24 protein-coding genes, 1 tRNA gene and 1 pseudogene are annotated in these 22,251 nt (G+C 51.3%); 13 read left to right on the top strand and 13 right to left on the bottom strand.

Features of this window, described 5'->3' with window-relative positions:
• Positions 1-74: 74 nt before the first annotated feature.
• A complete protein-coding gene (locus tag JCM12308_RS25990; RefSeq protein ID WP_008550233.1) occupies positions 75-677 on the bottom strand; it encodes a VUT family protein in 603 nt (200 codons plus the stop codon).
• A gap of 69 nt (positions 678-746) precedes the next feature.
• The gene (gene rpmB / locus JCM12308_RS25985) at positions 747-1,034 is read right to left on the bottom strand and encodes a 50S ribosomal protein L28 (RefSeq protein ID WP_008550259.1); all 288 of its coding nucleotides are present in this window, start codon (positions 1,032-1,034) and stop codon (positions 747-749) included.
• Positions 1,035-1,525: 491 nt separating this feature from the next.
• On the opposite strand from rpmB, the gene JCM12308_RS25980 reads away from it, so the two are divergent.
• From JCM12308_RS25980 to JCM12308_RS31065, 6 genes are all read left to right on the top strand, one after another.
• Entirely contained in the window at positions 1,526-2,236 is a 711-nt protein-coding gene (locus JCM12308_RS25980; RefSeq protein WP_208978950.1) for a DUF3108 domain-containing protein, read from the top strand.
• A gap of 177 nt (positions 2,237-2,413) precedes the next feature.
• Positions 2,414-3,370 (top strand): acetyl-CoA carboxylase carboxyltransferase subunit alpha, encoded by a 957-nt coding sequence (locus JCM12308_RS25975; protein WP_008550517.1) that lies wholly within the window; start codon positions 2,414-2,416, stop codon positions 3,368-3,370.
• Positions 3,371-3,612: 242 nt separating this feature from the next.
• Entirely contained in the window at positions 3,613-4,062 is a 450-nt protein-coding gene (locus JCM12308_RS33175) for a L,D-transpeptidase family protein (protein WP_208978949.1), read from the top strand.
• Positions 4,062-4,781, top strand: a complete 720-nt coding sequence (locus JCM12308_RS33170) for a hypothetical protein (RefSeq protein ID WP_208978948.1) — start codon at positions 4,062-4,064, stop codon at positions 4,779-4,781. The genes JCM12308_RS33175 and JCM12308_RS33170 overlap by 1 nt, the downstream gene beginning before the upstream one ends.
• 74 nt (positions 4,782-4,855) lie before the next feature.
• A complete protein-coding gene (locus JCM12308_RS25965) occupies positions 4,856-5,431 on the top strand; it encodes an FkbM family methyltransferase (RefSeq protein ID WP_208978947.1) in 576 nt (191 codons plus the stop codon).
• Positions 5,428-5,679, top strand: coding sequence for a hypothetical protein (locus JCM12308_RS31065; RefSeq protein ID WP_208978946.1), 252 nt, complete (start codon positions 5,428-5,430; stop codon positions 5,677-5,679). The genes JCM12308_RS25965 and JCM12308_RS31065 overlap by 4 nt, the downstream gene beginning before the upstream one ends.
• Here JCM12308_RS31065 and JCM12308_RS25960 read toward each other — a convergent pair.
• From JCM12308_RS25960 to ispG, 3 genes are read right to left on the bottom strand one after another with little or no spacing between them, the layout of a single operon-like run.
• Entirely contained in the window at positions 5,676-6,422 is a 747-nt protein-coding gene (locus tag JCM12308_RS25960) for a DUF429 domain-containing protein (RefSeq protein WP_054785593.1), read from the bottom strand. The two genes, JCM12308_RS31065 and JCM12308_RS25960, sit on opposite strands and share 4 nt — an antisense overlap.
• Entirely contained in the window at positions 6,415-7,332 is a 918-nt protein-coding gene (gene pdxY / locus JCM12308_RS25955) for a pyridoxal kinase (RefSeq protein WP_054785592.1), read from the bottom strand. The genes JCM12308_RS25960 and pdxY overlap by 8 nt, the downstream gene beginning before the upstream one ends.
• Positions 7,333-8,610 carry a flavodoxin-dependent (E)-4-hydroxy-3-methylbut-2-enyl-diphosphate synthase gene (gene ispG / locus JCM12308_RS25950; RefSeq protein ID WP_008550310.1) on the bottom strand — a complete coding sequence of 426 codons (1,278 nt, stop codon included), beginning with the start codon at positions 8,608-8,610 and terminating at the stop codon, positions 7,333-7,335. It abuts the gene before it with no gap.
• A gap of 371 nt (positions 8,611-8,981) precedes the next feature.
• On the opposite strand from ispG, the gene JCM12308_RS25945 reads away from it, so the two are divergent.
• Positions 8,982-9,764 carry a 3-hydroxybutyrate dehydrogenase gene (locus tag JCM12308_RS25945; protein WP_054785591.1) on the top strand — a complete coding sequence of 261 codons (783 nt, stop codon included), beginning with the start codon at positions 8,982-8,984 and terminating at the stop codon, positions 9,762-9,764.
• 52 nt (positions 9,765-9,816) lie between these two features.
• The gene (locus tag JCM12308_RS25940) at positions 9,817-10,857 is read left to right on the top strand and encodes a patatin-like phospholipase family protein (RefSeq protein WP_008550652.1); all 1,041 of its coding nucleotides are present in this window, start codon (positions 9,817-9,819) and stop codon (positions 10,855-10,857) included.
• A gap of 574 nt (positions 10,858-11,431) precedes the next feature.
• Here JCM12308_RS25940 and JCM12308_RS25930 read toward each other — a convergent pair.
• A complete protein-coding gene (locus JCM12308_RS25930) occupies positions 11,432-11,866 on the bottom strand; it encodes a L,D-transpeptidase (RefSeq protein ID WP_054785590.1) in 435 nt (144 codons plus the stop codon).
• Positions 11,867-12,178: 312 nt separating this feature from the next.
• Positions 12,179-12,961 carry a MipA/OmpV family protein gene (locus tag JCM12308_RS25925; RefSeq protein ID WP_054785589.1) on the bottom strand — a complete coding sequence of 261 codons (783 nt, stop codon included), beginning with the start codon at positions 12,959-12,961 and terminating at the stop codon, positions 12,179-12,181.
• A gap of 445 nt (positions 12,962-13,406) precedes the next feature.
• On the opposite strand from JCM12308_RS25925, the gene JCM12308_RS25920 reads away from it, so the two are divergent.
• Positions 13,407-14,822: an L-serine ammonia-lyase gene (locus JCM12308_RS25920; protein ID WP_014283068.1), complete on the top strand. Its 1,416-nt coding sequence runs from the start codon at positions 13,407-13,409 to the stop codon at positions 14,820-14,822.
• A 4-nt stretch (positions 14,823-14,826) separates the two neighbouring features.
• Here the strand turns inward: JCM12308_RS25920 and mnmC2 are convergent, their stop codons facing one another.
• Positions 14,827-15,504 carry a tRNA (5-methylaminomethyl-2-thiouridine)(34)-methyltransferase MnmC2 gene (mnmC2, locus tag JCM12308_RS25915; protein WP_054785588.1) on the bottom strand — a complete coding sequence of 226 codons (678 nt, stop codon included), beginning with the start codon at positions 15,502-15,504 and terminating at the stop codon, positions 14,827-14,829.
• A gap of 91 nt (positions 15,505-15,595) precedes the next feature.
• On the opposite strand from mnmC2, the gene JCM12308_RS25910 reads away from it, so the two are divergent.
• The 3 genes and pseudogenes from JCM12308_RS25910 to JCM12308_RS25900 all read left to right on the top strand — a co-directional run bounded on the left by JCM12308_RS25910 (position 15,596) and on the right by JCM12308_RS25900 (position 17,570).
• A complete protein-coding gene (locus JCM12308_RS25910) occupies positions 15,596-16,714 on the top strand; it encodes an NAD(P)/FAD-dependent oxidoreductase (RefSeq protein ID WP_054785587.1) in 1,119 nt (372 codons plus the stop codon).
• A gap of 245 nt (positions 16,715-16,959) precedes the next feature.
• Positions 16,960-17,250, top strand: a complete 291-nt coding sequence (locus JCM12308_RS25905; protein ID WP_054785603.1) for a YggT family protein — start codon at positions 16,960-16,962, stop codon at positions 17,248-17,250.
• Between the two features lie 3 nt (positions 17,251-17,253).
• Positions 17,254-17,570, top strand: a pseudogene (locus tag JCM12308_RS25900) (ACR/YggU family protein).
• Between the two features lie 12 nt (positions 17,571-17,582).
• Here the strand turns inward: JCM12308_RS25900 and JCM12308_RS25895 are convergent.
• From JCM12308_RS25895 to JCM12308_RS25875, 5 genes are all read right to left on the bottom strand, one after another.
• Complete coding sequence (locus JCM12308_RS25895; RefSeq protein ID WP_174519225.1) at positions 17,583-17,735, bottom strand: Trm112 family protein; 153 nt, start codon at positions 17,733-17,735, stop codon at positions 17,583-17,585.
• Positions 17,736-17,806: 71 nt separating this feature from the next.
• The gene (locus JCM12308_RS25890; protein ID WP_008550327.1) at positions 17,807-18,487 is read right to left on the bottom strand and encodes an LON peptidase substrate-binding domain-containing protein; all 681 of its coding nucleotides are present in this window, start codon (positions 18,485-18,487) and stop codon (positions 17,807-17,809) included.
• Positions 18,488-18,530: 43 nt separating this feature from the next.
• Complete coding sequence (gene trxA, locus JCM12308_RS25885) at positions 18,531-19,526, bottom strand: thioredoxin (RefSeq protein ID WP_054785586.1); 996 nt, start codon at positions 19,524-19,526, stop codon at positions 18,531-18,533.
• A 121-nt stretch (positions 19,527-19,647) separates the two neighbouring features.
• Positions 19,648-20,175, bottom strand: coding sequence for a prolyl-tRNA synthetase associated domain-containing protein (locus JCM12308_RS25880; RefSeq protein WP_054785585.1), 528 nt, complete (start codon positions 20,173-20,175; stop codon positions 19,648-19,650).
• A 65-nt stretch (positions 20,176-20,240) separates the two neighbouring features.
• Positions 20,241-21,380, bottom strand: a complete 1,140-nt coding sequence (locus JCM12308_RS25875; RefSeq protein ID WP_208978945.1) for a cytochrome-c peroxidase — start codon at positions 21,378-21,380, stop codon at positions 20,241-20,243.
• A 776-nt stretch (positions 21,381-22,156) separates the two neighbouring features.
• Between JCM12308_RS25875 and JCM12308_RS25870 the strand changes: the two genes are divergently transcribed.
• Positions 22,157-22,231, top strand: a tRNA-Gly gene (locus tag JCM12308_RS25870).
• Positions 22,232-22,251 lie beyond the last annotated feature (20 nt).

The raw sequence follows: 22,251 nt of genomic DNA, 5'->3' as shown, positions 1-22,251 counted from the left end.
AACCGCACCCTGAAAAGCAAAAAAGGCATCGGAGCAAATCCGATGCCTTCTCAAATTCTTTTAAAACGATCAGCTTATCCGCGCTGCGGAGCAGGTACCGCGCCGATTACTCCCAAAGCGATGCGGTAAGGAACAAGCATGCTCATCGCTACGAGGATCTTCACGCTGAAGTCGCCAACTGCCCAGGAAACCCAACGAGGAACTTCCAGAGCGAACACACCAAACAATGGCGCGACCTCTACCGCAAACGCATCGTGATAACCCAGAAACGCAAACTGTGTAGCAAAAGCAAGGCTAAAGAACAGCGCAGTATCGAGCATGGTGCCGAGCGTGGAGGAGACCACAGGAGCCTTCCACCAGCGACCATCACGAAGACGATGGAACACAGTCACATCGAGCAACTGAGCAATCAGGAATGCACTTCCTGATGCAATTGCAATGCGTGGTGTTGCCAGAACGATAGAGAGTGCAACAGCAACAGCGAAGCCCGCATACACGACTTTGCGCGCAGCAGCAGGACCAAACTGTCGGTTAATCAAATCAGTTACAAGGAATGCCACCGGATAGGTGAAAGCACCCCATGTAAGCAGGTCTGCCAGATTAACAGCCCCGAGCATTCCCTGAACAGGAAATTGAACGAGGTAGTTCGAAGCGACGACCACTGCGGTCATTGCCATAATGGCAAGAGCCAGTGGTCGAGCAGTATTCGACTTAGTCACGCTCAATCCCTTTCAAGAATGATGTGATTAAGCAGCTGCCTGACGACGCTTGATTTCGGTGCGCAGCAGACGTGCTTTTGGAGAAAGCTCAGCTTCTGCAGCTTTCATCAAGAATGCGTCCAGACCACCACGGTGCTCAACAGAGCGCAGTGCGTGTGCAGAGATACGCAGCTTGTAGGTTTCGCCGAGAGTATCGCTCATCAGAGAAACGTTGCAGAGGTTTGGCAAGAACCGACGACGGCTCTTGTTGTTTGCGTGAGACACGTTGTTGCCGGTCATCACGTCTTTACCGGTAAGTTCGCAGCGGCGTGCCATGAGGGTCACCCTTTTAATTTGTAGGCGCCCTCATTTTTGGGCGCATTCTGTTAAAACCGGCAGGTCGCGGACGACATAGTCACGCGGAACCACCTCCGGCCCTGTACGGAAAAGTTGGCTTGCTATAATTAGTACAGCAGAATTCGTCAAGGCTTTGCTGCCTATTTGCCTGTTCGAAGCCCATATTTCAATCAAAACTCGAACAAACTCACATCTCTTAACCACCGTGTTACCATGTTTAGGTAGTTTCATATTTCAATGACTTTGAATTTTTTGTTCAGTTTCCTGAGTTCTCAGGCTGTCAGGCGCCAATGTCTGCGGCTGCGGAGGTACAGTATCGTGCGAGTATCAGTTTCTAAGATTTGCAGTTTTGCAGGCAAATCGAGCGTAATAGCCGTCGCAGCACTTTCATTTGGCACACTATCACAGCTGCGCTGGGGAAAACGGAACGCCTCGGCGGTGTCTACAATATTTCTTATGCAGGTTTCACTGTGGGAAAAGGGTCTTTCTCACTCATCCTTAGAGACAACGCCTACTCCGCAAAAGTCGGCATGGAACCAGCAGGCATCGGAACTCTCTTCTCCACAGGCAAAGGTGGAGCGCAGGCCACAGGCTGGATGAAGGGCGGTAAAATTCTGCCAAGCACCTACACCATGGCCTCCCGCGCATCTAACCGTGACTTCTATGTAAACCTCGGTCAGGGCTCAGGTCACGTCCGCACTACTCAGGTCACTCCGAAATACAAACCTTCCAAGACCCGCGTTAAGGTTACCGGCCAGCACAAACTCAATGCGATGGACCCATTGAGCGCAGCAATCGTTCGCGCACCGTCCCGCTCTAAAGTGCTTGATCCATCAGTATGTAATCGCAAACTGCCAATCTATGATGGCTGGGCACGCTTCAACATCAACATGAAGTTCAAGGAAGTACGCGAGGTCTCCGGCAACGGATACAACGGCCCTGTCGTCGTCTGCTCTGCACGCTGGGAGCCGATTGCCGGGCACCGCCCGGAAAGAAAGTCAGTTCAGTATCTGGCCAACAACGCCAATATTGAGACATGGCTGGCACCGATTGGAAACACGCGCATTCTCATTCCTTATAAGGTCTCTATTCCAACTGCGACGGGCACACTCGTTCTGGAGGCTTCAAAGCTCAACATGCCGCAAACGTCAGGACTCCGCAAAAAAACAGCTTCCCGCTAGGATTTGCACTTTAATCCAAGATCTTCTTGTTTGAAGGGGTTCAAACACCCACATTTGTGCTGCAAAGCCTTGACAGATGACCCAGCTGTCGCCAGTGTCGCGCCAAAATTATAGCGCGGTCCAACGCCTTTTAGTCGGCGGGTCAAGCCCGCTGATTGTTACGAGTGAATATCCAATATGCGCAGTTACCTCGAATTCGAAAAACCAGTTGCTGACCTTGAAGGCAAAGTACAGGAATTGAAGATCCTGGCTGAAGGTGGGGAAGCGGTTGATGTGGAAGACGAGATTGCCCGTCTCCAGGAAAAAGCAGATCAGGCACTCAGCGACATCTACTCTCGCTTGACGCCTTGGCAGAAAACTCTGGTGGCCCGCCACCCAGACCGTCCACATTCACTGGACTACATCAACGCTCTGATCACAGACTTCACACCTCTTGCTGGTGACCGCAAATTCTCCGAGGATTGCGCAATTATTGCAGGCTTTGGTCGCTTCCGCGGTCAGTCCGTTGCAATTCTTGGCCAGGAAAAAGGTAACGACACCGAAAGCCGCCTGAAGCACAACTTCGGCATGGCTCGTCCGGAAGGTTACCGCAAAGCCGTCCGTATCATGGAACTGGCTGATCGCTTCAACATCCCTGTTGTCTCTTTCGTAGACACCGCAGGTGCATACCCAGGCATCGGCGCTGAAGAGCGCGGCCAGGCAGAAGCAATTGCTCGCTCTACCGATATGTGTCTCGGCCTTGGCGTTCCAAACATCTCCATCGTCATTGGTGAAGGCGGCTCCGGCGGCGCGATCGCGATCGCCACCACCAACCACGTGGCAATGCTGGAACACTCCATCTACTCTGTGATCTCTCCGGAAGCAGGCGCATCCATTCTATGGCGCGACAGCACCCGCGCACAGGACGCAGCTACCAACATGAAGATCACTGCAGAAGACCTCTCCGGCTTCCGCATCATCGACGAGATCATCAAAGAACCAATCGGTGGTGCACACCGCGCAAAAGAGATCGTTATCGATCGCGCAGGATCCAGCATTGAGAACGCTCTGAGCAAGATGGCAGGTCAGTCCGCAGACGACCTCAAGAAGCAGCGTCGGGAGAAGTTCTTACGCATAGGTCGTGAACTCGGCTGATTCGAACCTACGATTTATTGTGGGTATCCACTAAATTTTTTATAAAAGGCATCAGATATACGTCTGATGCCTTTTTTGTTTGATCCAATCAAACTCGGGGGAAAGTGCATCTTGGGGAATACCCCTCAATCTCAGAGAGAATGATCTGTGGTAAGATTCGATCAACCTTAACCCAGATAGTCTAAGTGTAGAGTCGAGATTGGGGTTCGGGCAAACTAGCCCCAGCATGGTGGGTCAAGCACATGATTAAAGTGTTTCAGGGAGAGTCTGGCAAGAACGTAAAGCGCGCCGCTGCGCTTGCGCTGGCACTAACGCTAGCCGCTTGTCAGGGAACAGAATTTGGCGCTGAAAAGCACCAGCAGCCTGTCAGCAAAAGCCTTTCCAACCGCATGAAGTCCAAGGACATGGAGCTCAAGTCTCCAATCATGGTCCGACTGTTCAAGCAAGAGTCCGAGCTGGAAGTCTGGAAGCAGACCAAATCTGGCGAGTATGCACTGCTTGAAACATTCGATATCTGCAAATGGTCTGGCAAACTCGGCCCGAAATTCAAAGAAGGCGACCGCCAGGCCCCTGAAGGCTTCTATGAAGTCACTCCGGGCCTGATGAACCCGTTCTCTTCTTACTATCTGTCATTCAACCTTGCTTCCCAAACAAGTTTGACCGCGCCCACGATCGCACAGGTTCAAATCTGATGGTCCATGGTGCCTGCTCTTCTCGTGGCTGCTACGCCATGACTGACGAGCAGATTGCAGACATCTACGCTCTTGGCCGCGACAGCTTCCTGGGTGGTCAGAGAAAGTTTCAGGTTCAGGCGTTCCCATTCCGCATGACACCAGAAAACATGGCAAAGAACGCAAGTTCCGAGCACTACGAGTTCTGGCGCATGTTGAAGCGTGGCTACGACCACTTTGAGGTCACCAAACGCCCACCGGCTATTGAAGTCTGCGATAAGAAATATGTCTTCAACGCGAAGGCAGACCGCCGTGGCACCAAGTTCAACTCTCGCGCAGCCTGCCCGGCTTACACAGTACCTGAGCACATCGCAGTCGCAGTTGCTGAAAAGCAGGCCAGAGACGCGCGTGAGACAGCTGAAATCCAGATCGCAATGGAAAACAGCAAACGGCGCAAAGAGAAGATTGCAGCATTCTTTGGTGGCACCTCCACAACCGATGTTGCAAAGGCAGAAGCACCAAATGCAACGCCTGTGAATGTAGAAGCCGCAAAAGTTCTGGCACTTGCAGCGGAAGAGCCATCCCCGGCTCCAAAGAAAGCATCTGAAACAGAGCGTGCCTTCAACTACTTCACATCCCTGTTCTCAAATAGCCGTATTGGCGAAGAGAACAAGGTTGTTGCAGAGGTCAAGGATCCGTTCCCGGCAGCCCCTGCCCCACGCATCAAACCGCAATTGTGACGCTGCGTTAATCGAAACCTAGCCTGGCTCATGTACGCTGGTCTCAATGAAGATCAACAAGTCAGGTTAGGCAGATGCCAGGCTCAAAAACCTTCTTTGGCAAGTATCACAGCAAAGAGTACATCAACGAACGCCGCCACCTGCGCGGCCTTCTGGGCTATTACATCAAGTACATCCCCATGTCGTGGGGTGTCCGGCTTGGCCTCTCCTCTGGCATCCTGACCAGATATGGCGTTGAACTCACCCCCAACGTCTTCGACGCAACCTTCCGCATGTGCTGTGAAGGCGGCTACGGCACATTCCTCTCCAGCTATATGGTGGACTACGAAAAGCCCTTCATCATGCTGGACATTGGTGCCAATCAAGGCCTCTTCAGCCTGCTTGCCGCTCAAAACACCAAATGTCAGCAAGTCATAGCCTTTGAACCTGTTGCCACCACATTTCAGCTGCTGGAACAGAACATCGAGCTCAACCTTGCCACCTCACGCATCAAAGCAGTGCAGGCAGCTGTGTCCGACCATGCCGGACAAGCTCGGATCTTCCTCAGCAAGACCCATAGCGGCGGCGCCTCACTCAGCCAAAGCACAGTGCACTCCTCTGACAAAACAGAGGAGATCGAAACCGTATCAGACAGCAACTCAATGAGATGATAACAGATGACGTTGATGTGGTGATTAAACTGAACGCAGAGGGCCACGAGGAAACCGTCGTCAAAGAACTCATAAAGACGAACTTCTTCCCGCAGGTTCAGGCAATCTTCTATGAAAGAGATGTTCGGTGGACTGATCCCAACATGCTCAAAAACCTACTGGAGGAACAAGGCTTCAAGAGCTTCAAACGCGTTGGTAAGGAGCCGCGCCTCGATGTCCTTGCAAGCCGGGAAGCCGACGAAGCTTAAGCCCAGATAGCCATCCGCAAACCGCGTTCATCCCGCCCAAAGTCAGCAGGGAACGGCTCCGCTTGCCCAGTCAACAACCGCTCCGCAATCACTGCATTAACAGCAGCATCCATCAGATCATCCCGCGCTGCCCCTTTAGGTGGCTTCTGATCCAGAAAGCTGGCGGTGTAGTCATATTGCACAAGCAAGTCCCGCCGTGCATCTAAGCCCGCAGGGTAGCTGCTCCCTTTGACCTTCTTAGGGACCGCAATCGGCTCCTGCCCGTTTAAACGCCAGAAGGCCACCTCGGGATGAACCTCAAACACCCGCTCTTCCAGCTCAGGTGTCATCAGCTGATCAATCTCGCGGATTTTCGGGAAGATATGGAATGCCTGTTTAGAGACCTTCTTCGGCGGCGTGGAATGCGCCAGCGCAGCAGAACAAGCCTCGCGATAATCTTCGCAGTAAATCGCAGCACGTGCCGGAATGGAAAACACCGTCGATTGCCGCATCCCAAGAAGTGGCCGAACCGCCTTCTCCGGTCCGCGCCCTACACTGCCAATCTGCTTAGGCAGTCCAATCGGCATATCGACCGCTATCTTTTGAGGCTTAAACTCTGAAGCCAGCAAATCAGCAAAATGCGGGAAGATTTTCACTTCAGAAGGTCGGTCAGAACCAACCCAGCGGAAAACAGCGATCCACCCAGCTTTACAGCCATCAACACCAGCGACACAGACGGGTGCAGATTGAGCTGTCTCAGGCACGCTCAGGAGCCTCTACCACGCGGCGACTATTCACCAATGCCATCGGCTGGATCAGCGGATCCTGATGCTCCGAGTAAAGCAAATCGTCAGAACCAACTTTCACAGAGCGAGCAACCAGCTCAAATGTTGAAGCAGTCGCTTTTTTCAACGCCTCTTCGTCACTCTGGCCACTCAAACTGCGCGCCAGATAAAGCGCCGCCAGCAAATCGCCAGTGCCATGCGGAGCGCCCTGCACTTCTGCATGCTCAATCGCCAGACTTCCACGCGGGCCAACCAGCAAGTTGGAAATGGAATTACGCCGGATAGCAGGAGAAGACGTCACAATCGTCCGCTCCACCTGTAGCGTACGCGCCGCTGCAACAGCTTCATTTTCCATCTCGGTACCAAACCCACTCAGCCACGCAAGCTCATAGCGGTTTGGCGTGATAACGTCTGCCAAAGGCAACAGCTGATCGCGAATAGCTTCAGCGATAGGCTCAGCAACATAAAGCCCGCCTTTGTCACCGATCACAGGATCGCAGAGATAAACCGCATCATCATTACGGCTCTTCACCTCTTCCACGATCTTCGCCACCTCAGTAACCTGAGCGGCGTTTGCCATATAACCAGAGATGACGCCTTTAACGGAGCTCAGCCGGTCACTCGCACAAATTTGTTGGGTGATCTGCGTAAACGCTTCTTCACTGGCAGAAATCCGCTCACCTGCACCTTGCCCCGGATGCCACGGCAGCAAAATAGTAGGCAACATCCAGACATTGAAGCCCATGCGCTCCAGTGCAAACACAGCGCTACGCGTGCCAACACAGCCACTGACGACCTGAGAGGAGATCACCAGAACCGAAGGTTTTTCCTTCGGGGCATTGTCTCTGATTTTGTGCTCTACTTTTTTGACAAACCGCTCAAGCGACATCTAGGAAATCTCGTGTTCTGAAGAAACGCCGGTACCATAGCGCTTCTCGATATAATCCAGAACCATCGCTTTAAATTCATTAGCGATGTTCGGCCCACGCAGGGTAACAGTTTTAACACCGTCAACAAACACAGGTGCAGCAGGTGTTTCACCCGTACCCGGCAGGGAAATTCCAATATCAGCGTGCTTGGACTCACCCGGACCATTCACGATACAGCCCATAACCGCAACGTTGAGCTCTTCAACACCCGGATACTGCTCACGCCATTTCGGCATGCTCTCGCGAATATGTTCCTGAATGTCTTGCGCCAACTCCTGGAAGACGGTGGAAGTTGTACGGCCACAGCCCGGACATGCCGCAACAATCGGCACAAAGCTGCGGAAACCCATAGTTTGCAACAGTTCCTGAGAAACCTGAACCTCACGGGTACGATCTCCACCCGGCTCAGGTGTCAAAGAAATACGAATAGTATCACCAATGCCCTGCTGCAGCAGAATGCCCATAGACGCAGAAGAAGCCACAATGCCCTTCGTTCCCATACCAGCTTCAGTCAGACCAAGGTGAAGCGCATAATCACAGCGCTGTGCCAGATCTGTGTAAACAGCAATCAGATCCTGAACCTGAGACACCTTCGCGGACAAGATGATCTTATCGCGGCCAAGCCCAAGCTCTTCAGCGCGCTGAGCAGATAGCAAACCAGACTGGCAAATCGCTTCGCGCATCACTTCCTGCGCAGTCAGCGGAGAACCCTCTTCCTGGTTCTTATCCATCAGATGTGTCAGCAGCTCCTGATCAAGGGAGCCCCAGTTCACGCCAATGCGCACAGGCTTATCGTGCTTCATCGCCATTTCGATGATCTGGCCGAACTGCTTATCCTTCTTGGTTTTGAAACCAACGTTTCCCGGGTTAATCCGGTACTTGTCGAGCGCTTCAGCACAGTCAGGATGATCTGCGAGTAGCTTATGCCCGATGTAATGGAAGTCACCAACCAGCGGAACATTGACACCAATGCGCTGCAAACGCTCTTTAATGCGTGGCACAGCAGCAGCAGCTTCATCACGGTCAACAGTAATACGCACCAGCTCAGAGCCAGCACGTGCCAATGCAGACACCTGCGCGACAGTGGAGTCCACGTCTGCAGTATCGGTATTGGTCATGGACTGAACAACAACAGGCGCTTCACCGCCAACAATCACCCCACCAACGTCGACAGCCACAGAACGACGGCGCGGAAACGGGGAAGAAATATAGGTTTGGCTCTTGTTAGTCATGATCATTCCACTGGGATAAATCTTTAGGCAAGCAAGTGCAGCATGCAGCCCGCCCTGTCAACTTTTTAGCGCACTCTCAACTCAGTTTGATGTCATCTCCAGACACCATCATGCTCCCCAAGATTTCACAGTAAACCTCTCCTCGGAATGATGCTAGGTCCTCAGCATCATCGGGAAACACAAAATGCCAGAGAGCTTTTGACGCAACGCACGCATCTCTAACCTTACATTAAGGACAAAAGACAGATTGGCGGTCACTTCTGACCTTTTTGCACTGCACGCTAGATAACTATGCTTTTTGCTAATGCAACCAGACTAAAAAGTGGCGCAAGCTCACACCAACTCATTTTTCAATACATTTGGTCAGGAGACTCAAAATGCTCTCAGGGAAAACCGCTGTAATCACTGGCTCCACCTCCGGCATCGGCCTTGCTTATGCCCGTGCAATGGCGAAGCAAGGCGCCAACATCATGATCAACGGCTTTGGGGATGCAGACGCAATCGAGAAAGAGCGCGCAGGTATCGAAGCCGACTTTGGCGTGAAATGCGTTTATTCTTCAGCAGACATGACCAAGCCTGACGAAATTCACGCTATGATCCACGAGGCCCACAAAACCCTTGGCTCTGTCGATGTTCTCGTCAACAACGCAGGTATTCAGCACGTTGAAGCGATTGAGCATTTCCCGGTCGAAAAATGGGACGCCATCATCGCGATCAACCTGTCTTCCGCATTCCACACCATCCGCACGGCAGTGCCTTACATGCGCGAAGCAGGCTGGGGCCGTATCATCAACACCGCCTCCGCACATGCTCTCGTCGCCTCCCCCTTCAAGGCAGCTTACGTCTCAGCCAAACACGGCATCGCAGGCTTGACCAAAACAGTTGCTCTGGAAGTGGCAGAAAACAACATCACGGTGAATGCCATCTGCCCGGGTTATGTCTGGACTCCTCTCGTTGAAAAGCAGATCCCGGACACCATGAAGGCACGCAATATGACTGAGGAGCAGGTAAAAAAAGAAGTCCTGCTGGCCGCTCAACCAACCAAAGAGTTCGTAACCGTAGAACAGGTTGCTGGTCTTGCCGTGTTCTTGTGCTCTGATACGGCAGCTTCAATCACTGGCACTCTATTGCCAATCGATGGTGGCTGGACAGCTCAATAACCAAACCTACGATTTCCCAGCTGTTCTAATCTGGCGACCCACGGAGGTCCATATGGCAACGCCTCGGAAGACTGCGAAGAAAGAACGGAAGAAAATCAATCTGGCCTTACAAGGTGGAGGAGCCCACGGCGCCTTCACCTGGGGCGTTCTGGATTGGCTCCTGGAAAACGAAGACTGGGAAATCATCGGTATTTCGGGCACCAGCGCCGGAGCCATGAACGCCGTTGTAATGGCAGATGGTCTCGTGGAAGGTGGTCAGGAAGGTGCTCGCAAAGCCCTCACCCGCTTCTGGAAGTCAGTCAGCGCAGCGGGTGAAACCAGCCCGTTCCAGCGTAACCCGCTGGATGTGTTCATGGGAAACTGGAGCTTGGACAACTCTCCCATGTATCTCGCCTGGGATCTCGCTTCACGCGTTGTTTCGCCGTACCAGCTCAATCCTATGAACTACAATCCGCTCCGTGATCTCGTCGAACAGCAGATCAACTTCGAACGTGTTCGTAGCTGTAAAGAAGTGGACGTCTACGTCGCCGCCACCAATGTGCGCACGGGTAAGATCAAAATCTTCGCCAATGAAGAGCTGACGCTCGACGCTGTTATGGCCTCCTCCGCCCTGCCGCATATGTACCAGGCCGTCGAAATTGGAGACGAAGCGTATTGGGACGGCGGCTTCATGGGCAACCCACCGCTCTTCCCATTGTTCAAGCAAGGCGGACACACGGACGTTCTGCTCATCCAGATCAATCCGGTTGAAAGAAACGAGCTACCGCACACCGCCCAGGAAATCTCAGAGCGCCTGAACGAGATCACATTCAACTCCACCTTATTGCGCGAGCTGCGTGCGATCGAGTTTGTGACACGACTGATTCAGGAAGGACGTCTGGACACGGACAAATACACCCGCGTGTTCATGCATCGCATCGAAGCAACAAAGGATTTGGCCCCGTTTGGCGCCTCATCAAAATTAAATCCACAATGGGAATTTGTGGAACTGCTCCACGACATCGGCAGGCAGGCAGCTAAAAAATGGGCTCACGATAATTACGACCATATCGGCAAACAAAGCACGCTCAACCTCGATCACGAGTTTAACTGAGCGTAAATGCAATGGTTAACACTCCCAAACCGCGTTGCAAATTGCAAAGCAGCAAAGGTAATCAAGCTGTAAAATTAACCTGCATTTTGGATGGAAACGATGCAGTCACCCCAGATCTTGTGCCAAATTTTTCTCTCAAAACTGGCACAGCTTTTGCTCTTAAATAAGCAGCTGATATCAAGGTACTGCGTAATCAGCTTTAGAGAATATAGAGAGGGTTTTTGAGCGTTCTTTCAAAGCCCTCTTTTTCTTTGGCCAATGCATCCACGCTACACACAGGCCTATTCGAAAAAAATCGTTTTATCCCTAAAAAACTCTTTCAAAAAAATCAGCGTGCCAACCTTTTGGCAAGATTTTGGCGTTAGGAAAGACACGCTGATTGTTGAGTTATGCGTATTCAGCGCTACGGCGGGAGAAGCAGGCGTTTGCGACCCGACTTGCTTCTTCCGCTCACAAGCCTTCAAGCACATCTCTTAGCCCTTGATTTAGTAAGGAACCCCCGCTCTAGCAAGGGCAAAGGGCCTTATTCGACGGATATCACACCACGATCCGCGTTGCACGTAAAGCGTGTTCACTATTTCACGATTACAATCTTGGCGTTTGAAGCGCCATTCGCCTGAATCAAACTGAACAGCCTCTTCGCATTTTTCGGGTGCAACCGAACACAGCCATGCGATGCAGGCGCTCCCAACCGCTTGACCACATCCGTCCCATGAATGGCATAGCCTTTATAGAAGAACACTGAGTAAGGCATCGGCGCGCCGTTGTACTTCCTGGAGAAATAACGCTTGTGCATCCGGGTTGGCTTAAAGGTTCCCACGGGCGTCCTGTACCCACGCCGCGCAGTCGACACTGGCCATGAATGGCGCACCTTCCCATCGACAAAAATCCGCATGGTCTGTTCGGAGATATCAATTTTAGCCAGCACCTTGGAAGACGACGCCTTGGCTGGAACCATAAGAAGTAAGCAAATAAACAGCAGTCCTGAAATAGTAATTATCGTACGCATACTGAAGCCCCCTCACTCAACGCAATACTCGTCGTGAACTAACACGAGCCCTAATCTGAGTCTTTCATTAAGTTATTCTAAGGAGATTATTACCGACGGCGACAAAGCTGATACTTCAATAATGAGGTAATACAACTTTCAATATCAATACTGCATACATGCTTCTATTTTCATGAATATACACCCAGCTTCACTTCAAGCGGTGTTTTATTTTTAGATAGCTAGATGAAAACTCACCACAAGCAACAAAAACAAAAGCCCGGAACCAAGTCCGGGCTTCATTCATAAATCAAACTGTAAGTGCTAGCCGCTCTAGAACATGTCCCAGGCAAAGCGATAGGTAGCGCCAAATCCAACGGACCACATGTTGTCGTTTTGAGTGATCGGGCTATCCGCAGCCTCACCAATCAAACGATCATACCCACCTTGCAAGTGCAGACCAATTGTGTCGGTAAGCGCATAACTTGCACGAACAACACCGCCAACGCTCTTGAAACCACCTTCAGCGGTATAAGGGCCGGAAGGTCCACCAGCCGGAACACTGAAGTATGTGTTCATATAAGAACCATCCGCAGCATCAACACGCGGACCAAACACAAACGTCAGACGATCAGTAACCTCGGTGATCACATCGATACCAGCACGACCGACAAACCCGCGGTGACCGTTGAAGCCATGGCGCACCTCAATAAAGGCGCGGAACCAATCATGACGGAAACCACCACCAAGACCAATTTCACCGGCCCAAGGCACACGGCTCGTACCATCCAAAGATCTGGAATCTGAAGGATTACGCTCACCTACAAAGCCAAAGGATGGGTAGATGAAGACACCCTGCGTTTCCCCTTCCTTCACCTGACCAAAGCCTGGCAGATAAAATCTTGAAAACGCAATCAACGGCAACGGGTAGATGATGTACTCATCGGCGCCGTCATATTTTGGATTAACAAATCCAGCAACGCCGATATCCATTACGTATCTCTTGCTGGCTTGCTCGTCAGTCAGGTCGCCTGGCGTGAAATTATCTTCTGCCAGCGCGTGACTGGAAACGGAAGCAAGCGCTAAGCCTGCAAGAATACGAAATGAGGCGGTCATAGGTGCAGCCTTGATCGGAAGAAACAATTACCACCTATGATATACGTTTTGCCCCGATTTGCAGACCTGTAGTTTCAGGAGTTTTCTACAGACTGTTGCGCATAGGCACCACAAAAATGAACCAGAGACAGTTTTTTCATCCCTTTTCACATTGGGTGAGTAAAACATGGTCATCAATTCCACGTGAAGCTGGCGTATTTTCTTCAATATCTTCAGTAAACATCCCGATAAAAAGCCCAGTTGAATCAACAGGCACACGATCTTTGCAGATATTTTCCTAGGCTTCTGGACAAACGCAACGTCAATTTCAAATATCGGGAAAAATAATCCGCTTGGTTTCAGAGCCTTTGCCGATTATTCCTAGAAAATTCAGTGATAGTGGCTGTTTCTCTATCCAACACGAAACAAAAACAAAGCCCCCAGCCATTTGAAAGGTGCCAAACACATGTTTCTCAGCGTCTTTGAAATTTTCAAGATCGGCATTGGCCCGTCATCCTCCCATACCATGGGCCCGATGACCGCCGCTGCACGTTTTCTGGATGAACTGAGAGACGGACGACGGATATGGCCCGGTGCCGGCGCACCAAAGCGCCTCCGCTGCACGCTTCACGGTTCTCTGGCATGGACCGGCAAAGGCCATGCGACCGACAGAGCCGTTGTGCTGGGTTTAGCAGGCTGCACCCCGGAAACATTGGATCCGGATGAAGCCGAAGCCCTTGAGAAGAAGATCGCCAAGGAAAAGAAAGTCCACCTGCCAGACCTGCCTGAGCTGGACTTCGATCCGGACAAAGACGTGATCTTCGACTTCGAAAAAAACCTGCCCGGCCACGCAAACGGCATGGTGATCGAAGCCTACGATGCTCAGGATCGCCTCCACCTGCAGGAAACCTTTTACTCCATCGGTGGCGGCTTCGTTCTGACGGAAGAAGAGCTTGACCGCATGAAAGCAGCGGAAGCTGCTGGCAATGACGCTCCCGATGAAATCAAAGGCATGCCTTATCCATTTGCCACCGCAAAAGAAATGCTGGAGATGGGGCAGAAATCCGGCAAGACCATCGCTCAGATGAAACGCGCCAACGAGATCACCTCGCTTGATCCACAAGAGTTGGACAGCAAGCTCTGGCAAATCTGGGAAGTTATGGACGGCTGCATGGAGCGCGGCCTCAACACGGAAGGTGAGCTACCGGGTGGCCTGACTGTGAAACGTCGTGCTGCAGCCATCAAGCAGCAGTTGGAAGATGAGCGCGGCAACAACATGAGCATGCCTCATGTCGCCAATGACTGGCTCTCCGTTTACGCCATGGCTGTGAATGAAGAAAACGCAGCAGGCGGCAAAGTTGTCACCGCACCAACAAACGGTGCAGCAGGCGTAATCCCCGCAACCGTCAAATATTATCGCGAACATTGCCCGGGCAGCAACGACGAAGGTATCAAAACCTTCCTGCTCACCGCAGCAGCAGTCGGCGGCATCATCAAACACAACGCCTCTATCTCCGGCGCAGAAGTAGGTTGTCAGGGCGAAGTAGGCTCAGCGGCAGCCATGGCAGCAGCAGGTCTCTGCGCAGCTCTTGGCGGCACAAATGAACAGATTGAAAACGCTGCTGAAATCGCGCTGGAGCATCACCTTGGCATGACCTGTGACCCAGTTGGTGGCCTGGTTCAGGTACCATGCATTGAGCGCAATGGCCTTGGTGCCATCAAAGCAGTTTCAGCGGCCTCACTGGCGCTGCGCGGCGACGGCTCTCACTACATGCCACTCGACAACTGCGTAGAAGCCATGCGCCAGACCGGCGTTGAAATGAACGACAAGTACAAAGAAACCAGCAAAGGCGGTCTGGCAGTCAACCTGCCAGAATGCTGATCAATCAGGCTACGGTGGCGGCAGGTTTCTGCCCCACCATCATCTGGCGTTTTGTGCCATAGCCTTTGATACGCTCAACATCAAAACCCGCAGTCTGCAAATTCCGGCGCACCCATCCGGCAGCTGTGTAGGTGCCGAACGTGCCGCCAACAGCAGTTTTCTCACCAACAGCCAACATCAGATCTCTGCCCCAAAGTTCCGGGTTCCGTGCAGGATTGAAACCATCCAGGAACCAGGCATCCACCGGGAATGACAGCGTAGGCAGCATTTCGCGCGCATCACCAACACCCAGCAGCAGCCGCACTCCATCAATGGTAATCGGGTTCCAACCCGGCTGAGGGTTCCAGGCTGCTAAAAGCTTGTCTTTAAGAGTTTTAAGCTCGGGCCATTGAGAAAGCGCTTTATCAATCTCTGCGGCTTCCATCGGATAGAGCTCAAACGAAACATAAGTCAGCTTCGCCCGCTCCGCCTCGGGCAAGCTCAACAAAAGCTCCAGAGTGGCCAGAAAATTAAGTCCGGTTCCAAACCCCAACTCGGCAATGGTAAATGACGGAGCATCCTTCCAGCGTTCTGGAAGCTTGTTACCCTGCAGAAATACGTAGCGCGTTTCGCCTAATCCACCCGCTTTGGAGTAATAAGTATCTCCAAACTGCGACGCATACGGCACATTCGCATCATCCATTCCAATTTTGGGCGCTCTGTCATATGTCTAAGCCAAATCTCTAACGTACAAATCGGTTGGGCTTATACCCCAACCTGGGAAATAAAAAAACATGACCTACGATATAGTTGTTGTTGGTGGGGGAATTTTCGGACTCAGCGTCGCTAAAGCCGCACTCGGAAAAGGCTTGAAAGTCGCTCTTCTGGAAAAGAACACAATTGCTTCGGGTGCAAGTGCCGGTCTTGTCGGCGCTTTGATGCCTCACGTTCCTAGTCAATGGAACGAAAAGAAGCAGTTTCAGCTGGACGCCCTGATCGAACTCTCCGATATCGTAGCAGAGCTTGAAGAAGCCACAGGCATGACCGTCGGCTACAGCCGTGCAGGCCGATTGATCCCGCTCTACACCGAACACAAGCTCGAACACGCCCTCTCCCGCGTTGAAGAAAGCAAGCAGCGCTGGAGAAGCGATGAAACCGGCTTCACTTTCAACGTGGTGAAAGAAACACCGTTCAGCGACTGGCTCACACCGGAAGCAGCACCGCTCGGCATCATCTGGGATACTCTGGCGGCACGCGCCAATCCACGCCTCGTGTCAGCTGGCCTCAAAGCTTTCCTAGAAACCCGTATCGATATCATGGAACACACTGAGTTCCTCAGCTTCGATGAAACTACCAGTACCGTCTCACTCGGAAACGGCGAGACCCTGACAGCAGATCGTGTCGTTCATTCCGCAGGCTATGAAGGATTTGGGCCGCTCAGCGAAATAGCAGGCAAAACCATCGGCATGGGCGTAAAGGGACAATCCCTTCTGCTGGAATACAAAGCTGAAAAGCCTCTGCCGGTAATCTACGATGATGGTATCTACGTTGTCTCCCACGCCAACGGAACTGTCGCTATCGGTTCCACCTCAGAGCAGGAGTGGACCAGCAAAGAGCCTGTAGAAGCTGACATCCAGACCATGCTCAAAAAAGCAATTGGCTTCTGCCCGTCCCTCAAAGGCGCACCCATCATCACCCGGTGGGCTGGCATCCGTCCAAAATGCAAAAAACGTGATCCATTGGTTGGCCTCATTCCAGGCACTGAGAAAACGTGGGTGGCAACCGGTGGCTTCAAAATCTCTTATGCCATCTCTCACCGCATCGCAGCTTGCTTGATGCAGGAAATGTTCCCGGAACAGGGCAAACCAATTCACCTGCCAGAGAGCTTCAAGCCTACCTTCCACTTTGGCTAAAGCAAATCACCATAGCCCGTAAGCGGTATGCCCCTCCATTTCAGGGGCATACCGCTACCGGCAATTGGCATTTTTTCATGGGCTCATTGCGGAAATTAGCTCTAAATATAGAAAAATGAGGCATACTGGATCTTGCAGGTGCCTCAGTTCAAAGTTACATGAAGAACAACTCTGTTTCCTGAGCTCTGTCTTAAAGGAAGCAATTTAGAAAGTTCATCTCCGCAAACTTGGAGTTTAACCAGTCCATGCGCGCTATTCTTGATGTCGTTTTCATCATCTTAAATCTTTACACGTGGGTCATTATTGCAAACGTGATCTTCTCGTGGCTCTACGCGTTCAACGTGGTGAACTCGCACAATCAGTTCATCGCTATGATCGGACAGACGCTCTACAATCTGACAGAGCCGCTCCTGCGACCGATCCGCCGAGTCCTGCCTGCAATGGGTGGACTGGACCTTTCACCGATTGTGCTGCTACTCGGCATCTTTCTCATCGAGCGCGTCATCGGCCTCTACATCTACCCCTACGTATTCTAAGTAGTGGCAGACGAACGCCCTTGGAAACTGCAGGCTGACGGAATTCTCATTACCGTCCGCCTCACCCCCAAATCCTCCAAAGATCAGATTGAGAAAATCGGCACACAGTCTGACGGACGTCCGCTTGTCCTAGCGAGAGTTCGCGCAGTGCCGGAAAAGGGCGCAGCAACAAAGCCGTTGCAGCCCTGTTTGCAAAAGCACTCTCTGTTCCAAAATCTTCAACTGAAGTGATTGCAGGCTCCACGGCCCGCATAAAAACTCTGCGTGTTCTGGGTGAACCGCAGGATCTGGCAAAAAGGCTAGAAGATCATCTCTCCTAGCCTTTACAGCATTTAGTCTTCCAGCTTACGCGCTTCTTCTTCCAACATGATCGGAATGCCGTTCCGAATTGGATAAGCCAGCTTAGCAGCGCGAGAAATCAACTCCTGGTTCTCAGCGTTGTACTCAAGCGTTGTCTTCGTCACAGGGCAGACCAACAACTCCAGAAGCGTCGGTCCAGCTGCGGCGCTTCAAATTCGCTCATAGAGCCCTCATTCATCTCTTATCATTACCTGCATCACTGAAGAGTGCTGCCTGCACCACCGTTGCCACGTGCCAGCTCCACTTCAGCCAGCGCAATCAGCGTATCCGCACGCACTTTCAGATTCTCTGTCTCCAACAGAGCCTGCTTCTCTTTAGGTCCATAAGGACTCATCATGCACAGCGCATTGACCAATACCTCTGTCGAAGCAGAATTCACGCTATCCCAATCCGCTTCCAGATCATTCACGCTCAAATACTCCTTGAGCGTTGAAAGCAGCAGCTCACGATCCACATCGTCTTCACCAAGACCTGTCTTCAGATCACTGGCAAATCGGGTCGGATCCACATGCCCACGACGGAACGGCGCACGTTCTTCCAACTCACCACGAAGCTCAAAGCGGGAAACACCGGAAAGCGTAATCAGATAGCGGCCATCGCCACTCTCCTGGAAACCGGTAATACGCCCCATACAGCCAACGGTGCAAAGCTTTGGCCGTCCGGCCAACTCTTCATCGCTTGTATCAAACTGCGGCTGAATCACACCAATCATCCGATCAGTGCGCAAAGCACTGTCGATCATCGCGGTGTAGCGCGGCTCAAAAACATTGAGAGGCATATGGGAGCGCGGGAGCAAGATAGCTCCCGGCAAAACAAACAACGGTACAACCTGCGGCAGGTCATCCAGACCTGCGTAGGTCGCATTTCCAACAGTCATCGAGGCCACTTAAGTGCTCTCCGCTCTTATCATTAGGCCAAGATTACGAGAATAAAATTGAGGAGAGTTTACGGCGACCGTAAACAGCACCTGCATCTTTGAAGCCCCAGGCCTCAAAAAACTGCAGCAACTGCTTGCGTGCACCATCTTCATTCCACTCGCGGTCACGGCGAATAATTTCAATCAGCTCATCAACAGCGCCAGTCTTGTCACCCTTACCACTCAATGCAAGCGCAAGGTCAAAACGGGCCTGATGATCATCTGCATTTGCTTCCACGCGCTCACGCAACTCAGCTAGATCGTCCAGTCCTTCAGACTGTTCAGCCAGTTCCAACGCAGCCTTAGCCGCAATAAACTGCTGAGAATCCTGCTTATCTTCCGGAACCATGTCGAGCATCTGCTTGGCATGTTCTTTCTCACCAAGAGCGAGATAACACATAGCAAGGCCGCTCAGTGCATGCACGTTGCCAGCATCAATGGATAGCGCGCCACCATAAAGCTGCGCAGCTTCCGGATAGCCTTCCGCATCACGAAGCTCATCAGCCTTCTCAAGCATCACTTCCAGATCGCTTGGACCAATCTTCACACCGATACGGTCGAGGAACTTTTTAACTTCACCCTCAGTCTGAGCGCCCATGAAGCCATCAACAGGCTGGCCACCTTTAAACGCAAACACAGCTGGGATCGACTGAACACCCATCTGACCCGCAACTTCCGGGTACTCTTCGATGTTCATCTTCACCAGCTTAACAGCGCCATTCGCTTCCTTGACCACTTTCTCAAGCGTTGGAGTAAGCTGTTTACACGGACCACACCAAGGTGCCCAGAAATCAACGAGAACAACCTGATTACGGGAGCCCTCGATTACATCCTGCACAAAGGTCTGAGTGGTCGTATCTACAATCAAGTCAGCCGCAGCTGCAGGAGCAGCGGATGGGGAAGCCGCACCAGCCTGTGTGTTGGTCTGGTAACCACCGCCATATCCACCACCAAGGGAGCCTCCAAAGCTGCCACCTACGGAATAACCGGATCCACTCATTATCTTGACCCTTTACCTGAACTGGGAGCTGCTTTTATCAGCGCTCCGCATATCAAAATCTTTAACTGCTGCCTAAAATGGTCTTAGACGAGACCAATTACAATTGGCGATCACTCAGTTTTTATAGATCTTCAGTGACTTTCTGCGCCTCTGCAGACACCGCAAGCACTCTTGCGTCATGCCCACATGCCTTTGCAAATGCCATCAACCCATCTGCCGAAATCGCTGTAGAAGCGTTGTTCAGCAGCGGATGGAAGTTCAGAACTTCCTGCTCCATCATGTTCGCGTCAAACACAACAGAAACCCGCTGCGCCTCGCGATCATTGATCAGAGAAAACGGCGTCACAGATCCCGGCGTTACACCCAGAACCTCTTCCAACAGATCAGCCTTACCAAAAGAAACACGACCAGATGCACCAATGATGCTGGAGATCTTTTTCAGATCAATCGTAGCATCATGAAGCGCAACAACCAAAAAGAGATTCCCCTTCTTGTCTTTCAGAAAGAGGTTTTTGGTGTGCCCACCGGGAATACGATCATGCAAGTCAGCAGACTCAGCAACCGTGAAAACCGGTTCATGATCAATGGTAGAAACCGGAATGTTCAGCTCTTCCAAAAAGGACATCAGTTGCGAACGGCTTGCTGGCATGTAGAAGAACCTCCCCCAAGTCTCTGAGATAAACCAAGTGTTTGCCACATAAATGCTGCACCGTTTTAAGGCACCCATAAAAAAAGGCAAGCAGTCCATAAGAACTGCCTGCCTCTCGCAAACCGGGGGCGATTAGTTTGCTTAGTGAGCGTCATGACAGACGGATCAGGGAGTGGTGTAGAATCCGTCCGAACCGGAAGGATCGGATACTCAACAACCGGCTGCTCACCTGTAAGGGTCTTCAGGAAAGCAGTAATCGCATCAATATCTTCATCAGTCAGTTCTGCACCCAGCTGAGAGCTGGCCATAATGGCAACTGCCTGTTTCAGATCCCAAACTTTACCGGAATGGAAGTAAGGGGCTGTCAACTCGATGTTACGCAATGGAGATGCACGGAAAACGTACTCTTCTTCAGCGGTTTGAGTGACAGCAAAGCGGCCTTTGTCGTTTGCCGGAAGAACATCAGCGCCTGGTTTCTCAACCACACCGAATGGATAGTACCCTTCACCACCAATGTTCACACCGCCATGACAAGCAGCACAACCAGTGTCCATAAACGCCTGAAGTCCCTGCTTTTCCTGAGCATTGAGCGCATTTTCATTGCCCTCAAGGAACAGGTCAAACTTGGATGCTGGCGTGATCAAAGTTGCCTCATAAGCTTCGATAGCCTTCGCCATATTGTCGAAGTTCGTCGCTTTGTCTTCACCGGGAAATGCTCTTGCAAACTGTTCGGTGTAGCCAGGCATACTGTTCAGCACAGCTTCAACCCGCTCTGGCGTACTGGCCATTTCAACACCAGCCTGCACAGGGCCTTTTGCTTGCTCTTTCAGGTCTTCAGCACGACCATCCCAGAACTGAGCAAGGTTGAACACAGCATTCAGAACGGTAGGCGCATTGCGCGGCCCCTTCTGCCATCCATGGCCGATGGATGTTTCCAGATTGTCATCCCCACCCATGCCAAGGTTGTGACAACTGTTGCACGACAACAAACCAGAGAGCGATAGCCGCGGATCAAAAAACAGCTTGCGCCCCAGATCGATTTTTTCGCGAGTGATTGTGTTGCCTTTTACAGTAGGTACAGCGTGCGGGATCGGCTTGAAGTAAGAGCGCGCCTCTTCCAACAACTCAGACTGAGCCAAGGCTCCTCCCTGAGCAGCCAAGCTGAGAACAGATGCGCCAATCAATGTCTTAATTATAGCTCGCATGAATTCCTCCATCATCACGAGATAATGGATTTTAGAATCGCTATAAACAAAAGCACATTGATGCAACCGCTTGACATTTACTATAGGATTTTCAAAACTAAAAACCCCGCATAACGTCACTTACGACGATCCAATATTTAGATTTATAAAAAATATTCAGAATATGAATTGAATGTATACTTATAAATACTTCAATATTAGCAAAATCTAATCATATAGCATGCACAGTTCATCTCTTTTTGGATTTAGAATAACTCTAATATAGTATTCTGATTGAGTACTCTCAAAATCTGCAACTTGCGTTTCCTAAGGGCAGCACTGGATCGCTGAAAAAGTTCTCAGCAAGTATACAAATCTGTATGTGCGACATACTGCCCCCACTTACAAAATGTGATCTCCTCCACTCAGCTACAATTTTCTTAGCCATGATCTCACAGGTGATTTTCCCGGTTGGACAAAAAATTTCCTGATCCCATTGAGATATATGAGAGAACTAATTTCCTTTTTGCAGCTCATCGCCTCAGTTTCCGACAAAATCACATAGGTTATTTTGCGCAGATGCAATTATTTCCACAACAGGAAAAACACCTTATAATTTCACCTAAACCATTGTATTTAAATAGATTACAAGATCAGCCTCACAACAGTTACGTCCACAAGCACTTGGAAATCCCACAATGAATTTCAAATTCCTTGTTGCATTCACTCCGAGCTTTTGTCATATAGCTCCCACCTCACCGACGGGGCCGCAACAAACGGTCCTAGCGAAACAGAATGCGGGCGTAGCTCAGGGGTAGAGCATAACCTTGCCAAGGTTAGGGTCGTGAGTTCGAATCTCATCGCCCGCTCCAGTTTCTCTAAGAAGCTGAGT

This window comes from Pseudovibrio denitrificans JCM 12308 (assembly GCF_001310815.1).
GTDB lineage: Bacteria > Pseudomonadota > Alphaproteobacteria > Rhizobiales > Stappiaceae > Pseudovibrio > Pseudovibrio denitrificans.
Note: the sequence above shows the minus strand (reverse complement) of the source record. Positions and strands in the feature narration are given on the sequence as shown.